Annotated in this window: 11 protein-coding genes and 1 tRNA gene; 5 read left to right on the forward strand and 7 right to left on the reverse strand. The window is 43.2% G+C overall.

Annotated elements, in window-relative coordinates; translation table 11 throughout:
• Position 1: 1 nt before the first annotated feature.
• Positions 2 to 226, reverse strand: coding sequence for a hypothetical protein (locus BT_RS23540; protein WP_008760387.1), 225 nt, complete (start codon positions 224 to 226; stop codon positions 2 to 4).
• Positions 227 to 341: 115 nt separating this feature from the next.
• Positions 342 to 3,869 carry a two-component regulator propeller domain-containing protein gene (locus tag BT_RS23545; protein WP_162303138.1) on the reverse strand — a complete coding sequence of 1,176 codons (3,528 nt, stop codon included), beginning with the start codon at positions 3,867 to 3,869 and terminating at the stop codon, positions 342 to 344.
• 150 nt (positions 3,870 to 4,019) lie between these two features.
• Between BT_RS23545 and BT_RS23550 the strand changes: the two genes are divergently transcribed.
• The 4 genes from BT_RS23550 (at position 4,020) to BT_RS23565 (ending at position 7,098) form a co-directional block, all read left to right on the forward strand.
• The gene (locus BT_RS23550; RefSeq protein WP_008760389.1) at positions 4,020 to 4,571 is read left to right on the forward strand and encodes a DUF4738 domain-containing protein; all 552 of its coding nucleotides are present in this window, start codon (positions 4,020 to 4,022) and stop codon (positions 4,569 to 4,571) included.
• Positions 4,572 to 4,706: 135 nt separating this feature from the next.
• Positions 4,707 to 5,885 (forward strand): heparin lyase I family protein, encoded by a 1,179-nt coding sequence (locus BT_RS23555; RefSeq protein ID WP_055300818.1) that lies wholly within the window; start codon positions 4,707 to 4,709, stop codon positions 5,883 to 5,885.
• A 223-nt stretch (positions 5,886 to 6,108) separates the two neighbouring features.
• Positions 6,109 to 6,552, forward strand: a complete 444-nt coding sequence (locus tag BT_RS23560) for a PepSY-like domain-containing protein (protein WP_008760391.1) — start codon at positions 6,109 to 6,111, stop codon at positions 6,550 to 6,552.
• Between the two features lie 45 nt (positions 6,553 to 6,597).
• Positions 6,598 to 7,098 carry a PepSY-like domain-containing protein gene (locus BT_RS23565; protein WP_008760392.1) on the forward strand — a complete coding sequence of 167 codons (501 nt, stop codon included), beginning with the start codon at positions 6,598 to 6,600 and terminating at the stop codon, positions 7,096 to 7,098.
• Between the two features lie 52 nt (positions 7,099 to 7,150).
• Here the strand turns inward: BT_RS23565 and BT_RS23570 are convergent, their stop codons facing one another.
• The 3 genes from BT_RS23570 to BT_RS23580 form a co-directional block, all read right to left on the reverse strand.
• Entirely contained in the window at positions 7,151 to 8,359 is a 1,209-nt protein-coding gene (locus BT_RS23570) for an L-serine ammonia-lyase (RefSeq protein ID WP_022470187.1), read from the reverse strand.
• A 17-nt stretch (positions 8,360 to 8,376) separates the two neighbouring features.
• A complete protein-coding gene (gene corA / locus BT_RS23575; RefSeq protein WP_008760394.1) occupies positions 8,377 to 9,429 on the reverse strand; it encodes a magnesium/cobalt transporter CorA in 1,053 nt (350 codons plus the stop codon).
• A gap of 88 nt (positions 9,430 to 9,517) precedes the next feature.
• The gene (locus tag BT_RS23580; protein ID WP_011109374.1) at positions 9,518 to 12,019 is read right to left on the reverse strand and encodes an endonuclease MutS2; all 2,502 of its coding nucleotides are present in this window, start codon (positions 12,017 to 12,019) and stop codon (positions 9,518 to 9,520) included.
• A gap of 132 nt (positions 12,020 to 12,151) precedes the next feature.
• Between BT_RS23580 and BT_RS23585 the strand changes: the two genes are divergently transcribed.
• A tRNA-Ser gene (locus BT_RS23585) sits at positions 12,152 to 12,236 on the forward strand.
• An 828-nt stretch (positions 12,237 to 13,064) separates the two neighbouring features.
• Here BT_RS23585 and BT_RS23590 read toward each other — a convergent pair.
• Together BT_RS23590 and BT_RS23595 are read right to left on the reverse strand one after the other, a co-directional pair.
• Positions 13,065 to 14,642, reverse strand: a complete 1,578-nt coding sequence (locus BT_RS23590; protein WP_162303178.1) for a beta-N-acetylhexosaminidase — start codon at positions 14,640 to 14,642, stop codon at positions 13,065 to 13,067.
• A gap of 64 nt (positions 14,643 to 14,706) precedes the next feature.
• The gene (locus BT_RS23595; protein WP_011109376.1) at positions 14,707 to 17,145 is read right to left on the reverse strand and encodes a glycosyl hydrolase family 95 catalytic domain-containing protein; all 2,439 of its coding nucleotides are present in this window, start codon (positions 17,143 to 17,145) and stop codon (positions 14,707 to 14,709) included.
• Between the last annotated feature and the right edge of the window lie 154 nt (positions 17,146 to 17,299).

Below are 17,299 nucleotides of genomic sequence, written 5' to 3' on the forward strand. Positions count from 1 at the left end.
ATTATTGTGTAATTGGTAAAAGATTTATTTTATTGAAATATCGGTTAATAGTATCATTCGGTCGGGAGAAGTGGTATACATCTTTATCTATAGCTGCCTTACGATCTGCTCTCAAATAGCCGAGGGCACGGTAAGCATGTGCGAAAGGTGTGGAAGTCGTTTTACCTTGTGTGCTGACGAAGGCAAATAACGGACAAATACAAGTAAGAATAAACTGTCTTTTCATGCTATCAAATTTAGTGGTTTGTTGATAGCGGCAAAGATAGACTGCCTGGCATTTTCATAAAAGCACAGATTGGACATATAAGGATAAAAATAGGACGAAAAGCCCTAAAATGCCTCTACAGCCCGTCATTCAAGTATTGGCGCGGTGTTTTTCCAAACTCTGCCTGAAAGCATTTGGAGAAATAAGAATGATTGGAAAATCCTACCATATACATCACTTCGGCAACGGTGAATTTCTTTTGTTGCAATAACATGGCAGCTTTCTTCATGCGGATGGACTTGATATATTCCACGGGAGACATTCCGGTGAGTTGCTTGATTTTCCGGTAAATCTGCTTGTTACTGATTCCCGACAGTTCGCAAAGTGCGTTGACATTCAGGTCTGCATCGGAGAGGTGATCTTCAATCAGACGGATAATGTTCGACAGAAATTTCTCATCCTGCGATTCTGCTTCGATCGGTTTAAGTATGGGGAGAGATTCCAACTGTTTTTTGGATGCTATGACTGGTATTTCGTCTTCCTCTACAGCAATGACCGGAATGCTCAGCCCGATGGAAGTTCCCTTTCCTTTTTCGGAGGTGACTCCATCGATAGAACCGCCGTGTAATTCCGTGTAGGTCTTTACCAGATAAAGTCCGATACCTGTGCCTTCTTTGCTGCCGCTATGGGGTGACTGGAAGAAACGTTGGAAGATATAAGGAATATCCTGTTGCGGAATGCCTGCTCCCGTATCGGAAACGCAAATCTCCAGCAAACCGGTTTCCTGCCGATAGAAAAGGGATAAGCGGATACTTCCGCCCTCTGAGGTGAACTTGACAGCATTTGATAATAGATTATCTAGTATTACTCCAAGTTTGATGGCATCCATATCGGCGTAAATCTTCGCTTTGTTTGCTTCGAAATGGAACGTGAACCGTTTGTCCTCTTCATAGACTGAAAACAAACTGCGGCTGAATGATACAAGTTCGATGCGTGACAGGATAAGCAATGAATCTTTATTGTCTTCAATCCGGTTGAAGTTGAGTACCTGATGAATCAGCGAGTTGATTTTCATGGCGTTGCGCTGCACTTCTTCCAGTGTCTGTTTTTCGTGTACTTCTTCCGTAGACGGAAGTAACTGGCTGATAGGAGCTATGATCCGGCTGAGAGGTGTCTTCAGCTCATTGGATAAGTTGGTGAAGAATGCCATTTTCTGACGGGACTGTTCCAGTATTTTTTCTTTTTCCCTGCGTTCTGCTTTCAGGCGGTTTTTAACCCGGAAAAAGTTGATTGTCCATGCGATAAGACTGAGCAGCAGTAAGATATAGATGGCTTTTGCCCATATCGTATAGTACCACGGTGGAAGAATCCGGATATTCAGAATATGAGGACGGTTGGATGGTTGTCCGTCTCTCTCCAGCTTGCTGATGATAAGCTGATAATTTCCATAACTCAGATTACTGTATGTAATACGGTTGATATTGGATTTCAGAAAGTTCCATTCTTTGTCCATGCCTTCCAGACGATAGACAAACTTGTTTTTCTCGTCCAGCGAATAAGGAAGGTCGGATAACTCGAATGACAGGTTATTCTGATCATATTTTAATTTAATTGAGTTGGTATATCGGATATTGGGCACGTCATCTCTGGTGCGTGGCGATACCAGTTGATTGTTAATGTATAAGGCAGTCAACAGAATCGGACGTTCCGGTTGGTATGTGGCTTCTAGGTTGGAGTGTGAGATACCGAAGCCGTCGGCTCCTCCCAGATAGACACAATCTTCTTTCGGGTCGAACAGCAGGCTTGTAAAGCGTTTGTTTGTCATATTCTGCTGTCGGGCATCCATTGTTTTCCGGTCGATAATCCAGAGGCCGTTGGTAGTGGATACCCAGATGGAGTTCTTCACGCAAGTCATGGATAAAATCTCGTTGTTGCTGAAACTTCCGAAGGAGATACTCTGCTGGCTCTCGTCTTTGGGGTTGATGCGCATGACACCGCCATGAAATCCTACCCAAAGCAAGCCGTCCTCATCACATAACAGGTAGTTGGGGCTTTTCTCTCCGGTTAATTCGTCTGCAAATAATTTCGTTACTTCCCGTGTGCGGGGATTAATTTTATCTATTCCTTTATTATTGTAGAGCAATACCCATACATTGCCTTCATTATCGGGAATAATCTGGTTGATAAACATACCGGACAGTCCGTTGTGGACGGAGTAATTCTGTTCGGCTATATATTGTCCGGAGGTAGATTGCATCAATTTGTGCTTGTCTACTACAAAGATTCCTCCAAGGCATGTTGAAATCCATAGTTGTCCGGCGGTATCTTCAAATATATAATAGGTCCAGTTGGTATTATACGTTCCTGTATTGTCTACAATGTTGTAGTGTATGAATTGGCGGGTTGCATAATCGTAGCGGTTGATGCTTCCGTCGGTAGCAATCCATAACTGCTGTTCTTTGTCTTCGTAAATATGCCGGATGCGGTTGTGAGATAATGGATAAGTCTTGTCGCCCATTCTGTACCAAATGGCATCGTGTCTTTCTCCGGCAGGATCAGTGAAACGAATTAATCCGTTGGCTCCTCCAAACCAATAGAACCCTTTTGAGTCACGAAACAGGGAATAGAATTGGTTTCCGTCTCCCGTACCTGTAATCTGTGAGATTGGAATAAACTGCAGCGCACTATTATAGCGTGAGAGGGAGATGCCATAGTCGGTACCCAGCCAGATGTTATGTTCCTGGTCGGCAAAGATATTCCAGATGATATTATTGGTCAACGACTGGATATTGCGGGAGTCGTGAATGATGTGTTGTAGCGGGGTGGTATCGTTATGATAGACGTAAAGTCCGTTGTCTGTACCTGCCAGTAAGTCTCCGTTTCCATCCAGGGCTAATGATTTGATCGAATTATTATGGAAGGCTTCTGTCTGTTTTATCTGTCCGGTTGACGGAAAGTATTGGAAGAGATAGCCTTCCGTACCAATCCAGACACACTGGCGGGTAGTATCTTCCAGCAAAGAATTGACGAACAGGTTACTTTGACTGCTATGGACGGGAAGAGGAATGCCTTCGAATTTCCCGTTGGACGGGATATAGCGGCATAGTCCGTTGTAGGTTCCCACATAAATTTGATTATCCTTGGTGCGGATAATGGAGTATATGGTATTATTGGGAAGTCCGTTGCGTCTGGTATCAAAAGATGTCAGTTTCCGGCTTTGCAGCTGATAAGTGTATAAACCGTTTAAGGCGCCTAGCCATAGGGTATCTCCTTGAAGAGCCATGGTGCGTACATCTGTCGGAAAGTCAGTTTCCGGTTGCTCGTAGCGGTCAGCCCGGTAATTATAAACCAGGATTCCGTTGTCTGTCCCCATATATAAATAGGTGTTGTCTATAATGACACCGCAGTAGATACGGGTATTATTGTTTTCACCGTAAGTAAAATGTTGCTGTGTGGAGTAACCGTCATAGCTGAATAATCCCTTGTTGGAACCTATCCATATCAATCCTTCACTGTCTTGAAGGAAACAGCTGACAACCGATGCCTCAGCACCGAGATAAATATTGTCGAATTGCTGATAATTTACTTTTTTTCCATAAGCGCTGTTGCTTAGGATGCAAGATGCATAAAGGAAAAAAAGAATGGCTATGATTCGTTGATACATGATATCAGGTTTGCAAGGCATTAAATCTTTAAATGTTGTGTTAATATTAGCACTCTTGATTGCAAATGTAGGAAAAATGTCGGTTACACTTGTAAATCTCCCCGTCTTTTTGTTCCTTTGCTCTATATTTATAAAACAGAATAGTTCGGAATGAAAAAGCTAATTTATCTGCTTTTGTTACCATTGGCTCTGGCAGTGGCAGCCTGTGGCGGTAAGAACGGAAGTTCAAATAAAGAATCGGTATTGGCAAGGCAAGACAGTGTAGATGCTCACGGGTTGCAGCGTATGCAAAGTTCAAAAGCTGAAACTGATATTAAGTTTAAGGGAAGAGACTATCATTCGCTGGTTTCGCGTACTCCTGACGAAAGTCTGCCTCACGTCTCCAATGAGATGGGGGATACGTATGTAGACAATAAAATAGTGTTGCGCATCACCCGGGGAAGTGAAAACGTACTCAACAAGACATTTACGAAGAACGACTTTTCATCGGTAGTCGACGCGAAATTCCTTTCAAAATCCATACTTGAAGGAATCGTATATGACAAGACTACACCGGAGGGAATTGTCTACGCCGCCAGTGTGTGCTATCCGCAGACCGATTTGTATGTTCCGCTTTCCATCACTGTAACGGCCGATGGAAAAATGAGCATAAAGAAAGTAGATATGTTGGAAGACGATTATACGGAAGAAACACCTGAATAGGCTTGTGAATGGGGATATAAGACGTTTCTGACAGAAGAATTGCACAAATGTGAAAGCATTTGAGACAAACGAAAGGCAGCCGTAAGGGTTGCCTTTCGTATTTTTGCACCGTCGATAAACTTAATACCGGATAGAATGAAAAAATACATTTTGGTTATTTATATGATGGCGGCAGGATGCACGATGCTGACTGCTCAGACTAAAAATACGCAAACACTGATGCCACTCACCGAACGGGTAAACGTACAGGCTGACTCTGCACGTATCAACCAGATTATTGACGGTTGCTGGGTAGCTGTCGGGACGAATAAACCTCATGCCATTCAGCGTGATTTTACCAACCTGTTTGATGGCAAGCCCTCCTATCGCTTTGAACTCAAAACTGAAGACAATACACTGGAAGGTTATGCGAAAGGAGAAACGAAAGGACGTGCCGAGTTTTCATATTGCTATGCAACTTCCGACGATTTCAGGGGATTACCTGCCGACGTTTATCAGAAAGCACAGATCACAAAGACAGTTTATCATCACGGGAAGGGAGCTTGTCCGCAAGGAAGTTCCCGCGACTATGAGTTTTCGGTTTATATTCCTTCTTCTTTAGACAGCAATGTCTCCACCATCTTTGCCCAATGGCACGGAATGCCCGACCGGACGCTGGTCCAGACTCCTCAGGGCGAGGTGAAGAAACTGACTGTTGACGAATTTGTAGAACTGGAAAAAACGACCTTCTTCAAAAAGAATGTCGGACACGAAAAAGTGGCCAGACTGGATAAACAAGGTAATCCGGTGAAAGATAAAAATGGAAAACCTGTATATAAGGCAGGAAAACCCAACGGATGGTTGGTTGAACAGGGAGGATACCCGCCATTGGCATTCGGATTTTCCGGAGGACTGTTTTATATCAAAGCAAACTCCGACCGTAAATGGCTGACAGACAAAGATGACCGTTGCAATGCAAACCCGGGAAAGACGCCCGTTATGAAACCGCTGACTTCTGAATACAAGGCATCCACCATTGCCTACAAATTACCTTTTGCCGATTTCCCGAAAGACTGCTGGATTACTTTCCGTGTCCATATCGACTGGACGGTCTATGGCAAGGAAGCGGAAACGATTGTGAAACCGGGCATGCTGGATGTACGGATGGATTATCAGGAGCAAGGTAAGAAAGTGAGCAAACACATTGTCGATAATGAGAAGATTCTGATTGGACGTAACGACGAAGACGGGTATTACTTTAAGTTCGGAATTTACCGCGTAGGTGATAGTACCGTTCCCGTTTGCTACAATCTCGCAGGATATTCGGAAAGATAAATAGGTAAATAGTTAAGGTTAAAAGTTAAGGTGAAGAGAGAGCGATCCGGATGTTCCTGAGTGGGCATCCGGATCTTTTTTATGGGGTAAATTCAAGACTGAAAGTTAAAGAACACAAAAAAGAATGTGATCTCTGGTTATTCCCAAATCTTTCCTAAATCTGTATCGTTATTTGCAGTATAAAACTTATCAGATATAGTATTAACTAAAAAGAATAACGATTATGAAGAAAATTTTATCTTTGCTTGTGATGGCTATTGTAGCTATACAGTTCTCATTTGCCGGCGATGTGATTACAAAGGATATGAATCAGCTACCGCTTCCGGCACGCAACTTTATCAACCGTCATTTTACCAAACCTCAGGTGGCTCATATCAAGATTGATAAAGATCTGTTGGAGTCTGCCAAGTATGAAGTGTTATTGACGGACGGTACGGAAATAGATTTTGATAGTAAAGGTAACTGGGAGGAAGTAAGTGCTAGTAAAGGGCATGCAGTTCCGGCAAGTGTTGTTCCTTCGTTTGCTGTCAGTTATCTGAAAGAGCATAACTTCACAGAGCCTGTGACAAAAGTGGAGCGTGACCGGAAAGGATATGAAGTGGAATTAAGTACCGGCGTTTCTTTCAAGTTCGACAAGAAAGGAAAATTCCTGAAAGCGGATGATTGATGATTAAATGAAAATATGATATAACCTAAATCCTAAGAATTAATTATGTTGAAGTTTAAGTTTGGCGCATGGGCAGTCGTTTTAATGCTGACTGCCTTTTCTTTCAGCGCATGTGATGATAATGATGATGAAACGTATAATCCGCCTGCCAATATCACAGAGGCATTGAAGCAACTATATCCGAATGCCCAGAATGTGGAGTGGGAGATGAAAGGAGATTATTATGTAGCTGACTGCTGGGTGACTGGTGACGAACTGGATGTCTGGTTCGACGCGAATGCCAACTGGGTGATGACGGAAAACGAACTGGATAGTATCGATCAGTTAGTACCTGCCGTTTATACCGGTTTCCGTAATTCCAACTACAGTTCATGGGTAGTGACCGATGTGTTTGTATTGACGTATCCGCAGCATCCTACTGAGTCCGTGATTCAGGTGAAACAGGGAAATCTGAGATTTGCACTGTACTTTTCGCAGGAAGGAGGCTTGTTGCATGAAAGGGATATCACCAATGGCGATGATACGAATTGGCCGGTTATGGAGTAGAATTAGTTATGTACAGAGGAATGTGGACAGACACTCCTCTGTAGTCATTATATTACATTTGTTGATAATCTTTGGCCAGTCCTCCTTCGCTGGTTTCCTTATACAGTGAGGGCAGGTCATGTCCGGTTTGTTTCATTACCTGTACCACTTTGTCGAAAGAAACACGGTGCATACCGTCTGTAAAAGCTGAATAAAGATTGGCATCCAGTGCACGGGCAGCAGCATAAGCATTCCGCTCGATACAAGGGATTTGAACGAGACCGCATACGGGGTCGCAAGTCATCCCCAGGTGGTGTTCCAGCCCCATTTCCGCAGCATATTCAATCTGTGCCGGACTTCCTCCGAATAATTGATTGGCTGCTGCTGATGCCATCGCGCAGGCAACGCCGACTTCTCCCTGACATCCTACTTCCGCACCGGAGATGGACGCATTGAACTTGACAATGTTTCCAATTAGCCCAGCTGTAGCCAAGGCGCGAAGAATCCGCATGTCACTGAAGTCACGGCTTTTTTGTAAATGATAAAGTACTGCCGGCATCACTCCGCAGGAACCACAGGTAGGGGCAGTCACGATCTTTCCACCGGAAGCGTTTTCTTCGCTGACTGCCAGTGCGTAAGAGAAAACGAGTCCTCTGGATTGCAGAGATTGTTTGTATCCGGTAGCACGTATATAATAGGTGGAAGCTTTTCTACGTAAGTTCAGCGGTCCGGGCAATACACCTTCCGCTTCCAGACCTCGGTGGATAGCGTCTTTCATTGTGTCCCATACTTCTGCCAGATAGTCCCATATATCCTCGTTCTCACATTCCTTGACATACTCCCAATAACTTTTTCCGGTACGTTCACACCATTGCAGGATTTCGGTCATGTTGTTCATGCCGTATACTTCCGGGCTTTCGATTGTCGGGTTGTCATTATTCTCTGCCAAAGCTCCGCCACCGATACTGTAAACCGTCCAGTTTTCCAATATCTTGTTGTCTGCATCCAGAGCAGCAAACGTCATTCCGTTCGGATGGAAGGGGAGGAAAACTTTGGGTTGCCATACGATTTCTACCGGAGCGGCAGGTTGTAAAGTATCTATGATAGCCACATCCGTCATGTGCCCTTTGCCTGTAGCTGCCAAACTTCCATAAAGGGTTACTTTGAAAGATGCGGCATCCGGGTGACGTTCAACAAACATTTCTGCAGCTTTACGAGGGCCCATTGTATGACTGCTGGAAGGACCTGTGCCGATTCTGTATAATTCTTTTATTGATTTCATGGATGGGTGCGCTTTAGTTAATACCATTTCTTTTTTCTGAAGTACAAATATACAATAATACCGATAACCGCCATTATAATCCAGGCAAATAAATATCCGTACCGCCAGTCCAGTTCGGGCATCCATTTGTAATTCATTCCCCACACACCGACAAGAAACGTTAGCGGGATGAAAATGGTGGATACGATGGTCAGCCGCTTCATGATATCGTTCATTCGTAAATCATTGTTCGAGATATACAGGTCGACTAATGAAGACAGTGTTTCACGGCAGATTTCAATCGTTTGTAATACAAATTGTAAATGGTCGTTCACATCATTGTAGAAGGCACGGTTTACTTTATGTATAAGGAGATTTTCTGCCCGCAACAATTTTACATATTGCTCTTTAAGCGGGAGGATGGCCTTTTTCATCAGCATATATTGGCGGCGCAGCCCCTGAATCTGAATGCCGATGTCATTCTCATTGGTAATCATCAGCAGTTCTTCTTCCAGGTCTTCGAGTGCATCGTCGATGGAAGATATCGTTGAAATGTAGTTCGCCATGATGCTGTTCAGCAATACACTGAGCAGATAATCCGTCAGACGGCTACGGATTTTCAGTATATCGTTTCTCAATGCGGCGTTGATTTCATCAAAGAAATCTGTTTCTTTTTCAAGAAAGGTAAGTACATAGTTATTTCCCAGAATGATGCAGACTTGTTGTTGGAGCAATCCGTCGAGGTCATCATCCTCTTTATGCTCATTGGGATAGAATATTTTCAGGATCAGGACAATATATTTGTCATGCTCTTCTATTTTCGTCGGGTGGTCGGCATTTAATATGTCTTGTAAAACGAGGAAGTCTATTTCAAAATGACTGCAAATCTCACGGATGGTTTCCGTATCTTTCAGCCCGTGTACCTGCAGCCAGTTGATTCGTTCGTTATCCAATGTTTCTTTGACGCTTTGGAAGGTGTCACCGGAACTTTCCTGCATCTCGGTTGCATTGTATGTGCAGAGATGTAAATGGGTGGGGGTAAGGCTGTCCCCTGTGTAAATAAGCTTTTCGCTTAACAGATTATTCTTCATGCTTTATTCTCGTTTTAGAAAACCACTGTAACACAAAGGTAGTGGTTTTCTAAATGAGAACAAGTTCTTCGATCGTTTTGTTTTCAGATTAGTCAAAATCGACTACCGTAATTCCGGCACCTCCGAACTGGACATGCTCGTCTGCATAATGACTGACGCCCGGTACGGTGGACAGGTATTGGCGGATGAGTGTACGGAGTATTCCGGTTCCTGTTCCGTGAAGAATACGTACACGGTCCATACCGACAAGGATGGCATCGTCTACGAAATAAGTGATAGCCTGCAGAGCCTCGTCACCACGCATCCCCCGTACATCAATATCTTGCTTGAAATTAAGCTTCTTCTCGTACATCTGGTCATGTGTCTGACTGCTGACAAACGTACTTTTGGCTATTCCTTCCGTCTTGGGGGCGGCGTTGCTTCGCTCCAGACGATCCAGTTTCACCGTGGTTTTAATGCTTCCGAAAGCGACGGTTGCATTTTTACCATTGATTTCCATGACCTGTCCGACGCTTGTCTGTCCCTTGATCTTTACGTTCTCACCAACGGTGATAGGTATTACTTTAGGGGTAGCGGCTGTCTGTGATGCGGCGGTTTTCGGTTCGTTTTTCTTGTTTTTCTTCCGTTCCTGCTTCTCTTTCAGCTTCTCCATTTTGCGGGCAATCTTTTCTTCCTGTTCTTTGGAAGTCATTGTTTCCAGGGAAGTACGGAAATCGTTCAGCTCCTGACGTACCAAGCGGGTCTTTTCTTTTTCGGCCTGAGCTTCTTTAATCGTACGGATGGTATTTTCGATGCGGGCGTTTGATTCCTGCAACATTCGTTCAGCTTCTTCTTTAGCTTGTCTGATAATCTCCTTCCGTGATTTTTGCAACTCTTCCATTTCCGTTTGATAACGGGCGATGGTGTCTTCCATGTGTTTTTCCCGTTGGCGGATCGTTTGTCGTTTCCCTTCCCAGTAGCGCTTGTCGCGTACAATGTCCTGAAGATATTTATCGGCATTGATGTATTCGCTTCCTACAATTTCCGAAGCATCTGCAATCACATCTTCCGGCAATCCGATTTTCCGGGCAATCTCTACGGCAAATGAACTGCCCGGATTTCCGATTTGTAGTTGAAAGAGTGCCTGCATCAAATGGCGGTCGTAAAGCATGGCGCCGTTGACTACTCCTTCATGATCTTCGGCAAAATGCTTCAGATTCTGATAGTGAGTCGTTATTACTCCGAACGTTCCTTTCTGATTGAAACGTTTCAGCACAGCTTCGGCGATGGCTCCTCCGATCTGTGGTTCCGTACCTCCCCCGAACTCGTCGATCAGGATGAGGCTGCGTTCATTGCAGCTTTTCATCATGATTTTCATATTGGTCAGGTGCGAAGAATAAGTACTCAGGTCATCTTCGATGGACTGTTCGTCACCGATATCGATGAAGATACTGCTGAACATACCTGCATGACTGCGTTCGTGCAAAGGAATCAGCATACCGCATTGCAACATATATTGTAGCAAACCGACTGTTTTCAGACAGACAGACTTTCCTCCGGCATTGGGACCGGAAATGATAAGGATACGCTGCTTTTGGTTTAGTTCTATATCCAGTGGAACAACCTTTTTCCCATGTTTGGCTAATGAGAGTTGCAGTAAGGGATGCACTGCCATTGTCCAATCCAATAGTTGTTCCTTTTCTACTGTCGGTTTCAGGCTGTTGGTCTGTATGGCAAAATAACTTTTCGCACGGATAAAGTCGATCTCTGCCAGAAATTCATACGATTGAAGGATGTCTGGAATAGATGGACGCAGGATATTGGAAAACTCTGTAAGGATACGAATGATTTCCCGTCGTTCATCCCCTTCAAGTTCGCGAATACGGTTGTTGGCTTCTACGACCTCTGCCGGTTCGATGAATACGGTCTTTCCACTTGCCGATTCATCGTGCACGATACCTTTGATCTTTCGTTTTAATCCCGGTGCGACAGGAATAACGAGACGGCCGTCACGCATAGTCGGAGCTACGTCTTTGTCTACATAGCCTTCAGATTGTGCATTGCGCAGGATACTGTTTAGTGAACGTGAGATACTTCCCATTGTGCTGGACAGCTCCCGACGGATACGGGCCAATTCGCTGGATGCATTGTCTTTTATTTTTCCATATTTATTAAGGATACCGTCTATTTTACCAATCAGTTGAGGAAATACGGCTATATCTCCCGCCAACCGTTTCAGGCTGGGGTAGGGTACATCGTTTTCCTCCTCTTCTTCATTCCGGTGTAGAAAACGTACGATATCACGAATAGTCTCTAATGAACGGCGTAGGTCAAATAGTTCTTGTTCGTCCAAATACATGCCTTCTATCCGTACCCGTTTCAGTGATGGGCGGACATCGAAGAAGAATTGATCGGGAAATCCGTCTTCTTCCTGAATGATACGCACAAATTCAGTTACCTGGTTCAGTTTCTCTTCCACTTCTTCAAATTGCTCGGTAAAGCTCATGTCTGAAACCCGTTCTTCGCCTAAAGTGCTGAGACACTTGTCTTTCAGTAACTGCCTTATTTGGTCGAATCCTATCTTTTGCTCAAAATTTTGAGGATATATCATGTCTTTATACTTATTATAGGCTGCAAAAATACGATTATTTCGCGAAAAAAATGTCAGATTGTTTGCAGATTTAAAAATGATTCGTACCTTTGCACCGCTTTCAACGGAAAGCACTTCTGATAAAGGAGTTTTGGAGAGGTGGCAGAGTGGTCGATTGCGGCGGTCTTGAAAACCGTTGTACTGCGAGGTACCCGGGGTTCGAATCCCTGTCTCTCCGCTGAACACTAAAGACAAATGGTGGAAAATCTAAGACAAGTCCCGTAAAATCAAGGTTTTATGGGACTTTTTTATTTTGTCCGCAGGCAAGCAAAGGACAAAAATGCCCCGTTTGGACAAAGTAGTGTTACTAAATCGTTACTGAAAATTGAGCGAAATAAAATAGTAACGATTTTGATGTTAAGTTGCTGATTTATAAACGGCAAAACGATTTGTTAGAGTTTCCCAAATCATTTTGTGACGTTTTTATTCTTGTTAACATAAAACGATATGTGTGTTTTTGAATTAACAATTCCTCATCAAAATACGACAATTTGAGTCTCTATATTAGTACTCAAAATAGAATAAAAGTCATTCCTATTTACAAGATACTCATTAACTACCATTTAGCTTTCCTCCTTCTAATACGATTAAGTTCCATAAGAACTTATTTGAAATATCAAAGCTACCGCATCATAAAAATATCCATTCCTTTATTCCGTAATGAATTAAAGCATCTATAAAACAAGAAATACCGAATTATTATCAGTGAAGTACAAAGACCTTTTTATTCTCACCACAATGAGAATAATTTCTCACTGCAATGAGAAATTTTTCTCATAGGTATGAGTATTTTTTCTCATTGCGGTGAGAATTTTTTCTCAAAGGCGTGAGAATACTTTGAGAATATAATAATATATATTTAACTGTGTACTAGTATAATAAATAATAGTACTATGCTTCCACTTTATATACTATTTGAATAGCTTCATCAATGTTCTATCCCTAAAAATAGCTAGTATCTCATGTTTAGTTGAAATAGCATATTAAATGGCTTATAATTGAGATTTTACTTCCTGTCAACTATCTCAAAAGGAACACGTACCGAAACCCCTTTCTTCATCATATTAGTCAGATTGGGGTAAAGACGTTGTTTGAATGATTCCCAATTGCGATGTTTCATTTGTGTCCATCCTGCTTCTGCCAGTGCGAAAGCGCGCGGGTATGCCATATAAGTTGCCCGGTTTATATCCCGTATAGCTTCTCCCCATAAAGTGCCCATAACTCCTATGATATGGGCTTGATCTTCAGCGGACACGCCATATCCCGGGTCGAATTGATAAGACTTCTCCAAAGTGGTGACGGGCATGCCCCAATTGTTAAACTCGGGGAAATCTCCTTTCAGTTGCGGATAATCCAGATAAGCGTACTCACCCGGTGCCATGATAAGCGGATTGCCATGTTTTCGGGTAAGTTCAAGACAAGTAGGTGTCAATCCTCCACGCCAGCTTACTAAAGTTACGTTCTTGGGATAAGGAAAGAGATAGTCGTTGGCAGGCGGATAAATATTGTCCAGTTCGCACCAAAGCATAGGAGTCTTATTATTTTCCTGAACAAACGAAAGCATGCGGCTGAAAAAAGGAATCATGAGTTGCGAAGCTTTCTGATAGCCTAACTCTTTCATCATGGCCTGGCAACGGGTACATTGAGTCCAGTTCTTTTCTATAACAGCTTCGTCGCCTCCTAAATGTATATAATCGGATGGAAACAAAGAAGATATTTCTTTGATGATATCCTGATAGACGGAATACACTTTCTGATTATTTGCACAAAGCATTAAATCCGTAGTTTTGCCTACTATCTTAGGCAGCGTATCGGTATGAGTACATCCTAATTCGGGATAAGCTGCTAATATAGCTACGGTGTGTCCGGGGATATCCAGTTCGGGAATGACCTCGATATTCCGTTGGGCAGCATATTGAATGATTTCGGCAAGCTGCTCTTGGGTATAATAATCTTTGCCAACTAGTTTAGGATGTTTTTTTATTTCGACTCTCCATCCCTGGTCATCTGTCAAATGCAATTGGAGTATGTTGTATTTGTAATGTGCCATCTGGTCAATGAAGAACTTCACATCATTGACCGGAAGAAAATGACGGGCGGGGTCGAGCATCAATGCCCGATGAGAGAATCGGGGCGCATCATCAACGTAGACAGGAGAAATTTTCTTTTGTGTAGTGGCGCATACATCACCTAAAAGAAGCTGGTCCATAGTCATAACTCCATAATAAACAGCTCGTACAGTAGCTCCGCTGATAGTTATCCTTTTGGAAGTTATTTCGATGCGATAGTGCTCATTTCCTTCCATTGCAGGGTCAATTAACAAGCGGATATCAGCACGGTCGGATTCGGAAGCAAGTGGAATTTCCACTTGCATTCTGTCTGATAATATATTTTGCAGCGTATTGGCAGTGAACTGCAACTCCGGCTGACTCAAATAAATGGCCGTTTTTCCGGAACGGACAGTAAAGGGTTTCCCTTTTACTGAAGTTATCTGATTGGGCATAGGCAACAATGCCGAAGTATTATTCTGGGCAACCAGATAATCGGCTAAGAAAAGCAAGCAAAGACAAGTATAAATTTTCATGGTCGATTTGGGGGTAAATGTTTTTGTATTCATCTAAGATGACATAGGTTAAAGTGTTATGTTATTATTTGATTTTTATTAATCCATTCTCTTTGTCGTATTTTAGCTGATAGCTACGCCCTTTCACTGTTTTAAAAGAGATTGTTTGACCGGCGTACTTCACGATACAATTCTGTCCTGCTTTGGACAGGATAGTCGCTTCTTTTAGAAGTCCGTCTTTCCATGCAATATCTATCTCGAAATTTCCTTTTGCGCATATGCCATAAATAGAGCCGTCTTTCCAGGCATCCGGTAAAGCAGGTAGTAATTGGATGAATCCCATGTGGCTCTGTAATAGCATTTCTGTGATACCGGCTGTGCCGCCAAAGTTTCCGTCAATCTGGAAGGGTGGGTGTGTATCCCAAAGGTTATCTACTGTTCCGTTTTTCAGCAGATTACCAAAGAGGGTATAAGCGTGATTTCCATCTTGTAAGCGTGCCCACTGGTTCAACTTCCATCCCATACTCCAGCCGGTAGCTCCGTCACCACGATGCACCAATACAACTTTGGCTGCTTCTGCCAGTTCGGGAGTAGTGACAGGAGAAACAGTGTGTCCGGGATGCAGACCGAAGAGATGATTTACATGGCGATGTTCGTCTTTCGGATCGTCGATATCGGTTGACCATTCCAGTAACTGACCATAGCGACCTATTTTATAAGGGACGAGATTGGCAAGCACGTGCTCCCATTGTTTACGTTCCTTTTTGTCTATTCCCAATTCTTTGCTCGCTTGGATAGCATCCAGCAGGATTTCACGGACAACTGCATGCACAAATGTAGCTCCCTGATCGATAGGGCCGTGTTCCGGTGAAGTAGAGGGGGCAGCCGTATACGTTCCGTCCGGTTTATGCCAGAGATAGTCAACAGTAAAGTTGGCGCTGCTCTTAATCAGTTCATATCCTGTTTCTTTCAGGAATTTCAGGTCCTTGGTATAGTCATAATATTCCCAAACGTGAGTTGCCAGCCAGGGACCTGCCATCGGATTAAAGTTCCAGGACATGTCCTGACTTTCCAATGGGGTAGTAAAGCCAAAGATGTTGGCGGAAATAGATGCTGTCCATCCTCTTGCACCAAAATAAGACTGAGCGGTCTTTTCACCCGGTTTCACTAAGGTACGGATGAAATCAATTAGCGGGAGCATGCACTCATCCAGGTTTGTAGAGCAGGCCGGCCAGTAGTTCATTTGGATATTAATGTTATTATGATAATCCACACGCCAGGGGCCGTCTATGTTGTTATGCCAGATGCCTTGCAGATTGGCAGGCATATTACCCGGTCGGGAACTGGCTATCAACAGATAGCGTCCGAACTGGTAATAGAGCTTTTCCAAGTAGTAGTCAGGTTGTCCGTTCCGATAGTTTTTCAGTCGTTGAGCAGTGGGCAGATTGGATGTTTTCACTGTAGGATTCAATTCCAGTTTCACTCGGTTGAACAAAGAAGCGTAGTCTTTGTAGTGTTCGTCCAGTAAGTTGGAATATCCTTTGGATACGGCATCCTTCATCCATTGCTGGGTTGTTTCAAGCGGATTAACGCCGACATATGTTTTTGGATCGGTAAAGTCCGGTGCGAAATTCATTTTATAATCGGTATCTGCAGTCACATAGAATACGACTTCATCAGCTTCTTTCACTGTAATCCGTCCATCTGTGTTGTTTAAGGTACCGCCTTTTACTGTTGCCTGAATACGGACTGCATATTTCATTCCATTATTATCCAGAGAAGCCGTATAAACAAGACCATTATTACCGTCGGCAGAGAACTGCCCTGTAGATACCGGATTGGGGGCATATCTGAAAGTGAGATTCTGTTTGCCCGGTTGGTCGGCACTGAAACGCATCACCATCACATTGGCAGGGTAAGAAATAAAATAGTTACGCTGATATGCTACGTCATCTTTTTTGAACTGAACCACCGCCATTGCCGAATCCAATGATAAGATACGTTTGTAGTCACTCATGCCTATTGTGCTTAATCCTGTTTCTACATAGAATTCTCCCATTGTAGTGAAGTTACCAAACCGGAAAGGCTTTTCTCTGGAAAATTCATAAGGGACTTCACTGTTGAAATTCTCGCGTGTCAGTTTTTCCGCTTTTTTCTGGTCTCCTTCTACGAATGCTTTACGTATTTCGTCCAGGATGTGCGCGGACTGTTTGTTCACATTCCAATAGTAATCTGCTCCTTTGGCTGTATTAGGACCGCCACGCCAAAGCGTTTTCTCATTAAAAGTTATGCGTTCCGCCTCTATTGAACCCAAAATATTAGCACCGATACTTCCATTACCTATAGGCAATGACTGTGATTCCCAACTGGCATCCTGTTTGGAACTATGCCAGACTTCTTTTCCTTGTAATGTATTGGGAGAATCAAACCAGATAGAAAGTCCTTTGGTATAATCCGTATCTTCTGCATGTCCCGTAAAAATCGTAAATAAGGCACAAAATAGGAGCGAATGTTTCTTTCTCATTGTCGTAGCGTGTTTATTATTAGATAAAAGTATATTTCATGAATTTAAGTGTGTTACAGCTCTTTGGGGCTGAAGGCACAAAAGTAATAAAAAAACAGCTATATACAAACAATATGTCTTGTAAACAGAAAAAAGACTGTTCGTCTAAAAGGAA

It is taken from the genome of Bacteroides thetaiotaomicron VPI-5482 (genome assembly GCF_000011065.1).
Lineage (GTDB): Bacteria > Bacteroidota > Bacteroidia > Bacteroidales > Bacteroidaceae > Bacteroides > Bacteroides thetaiotaomicron.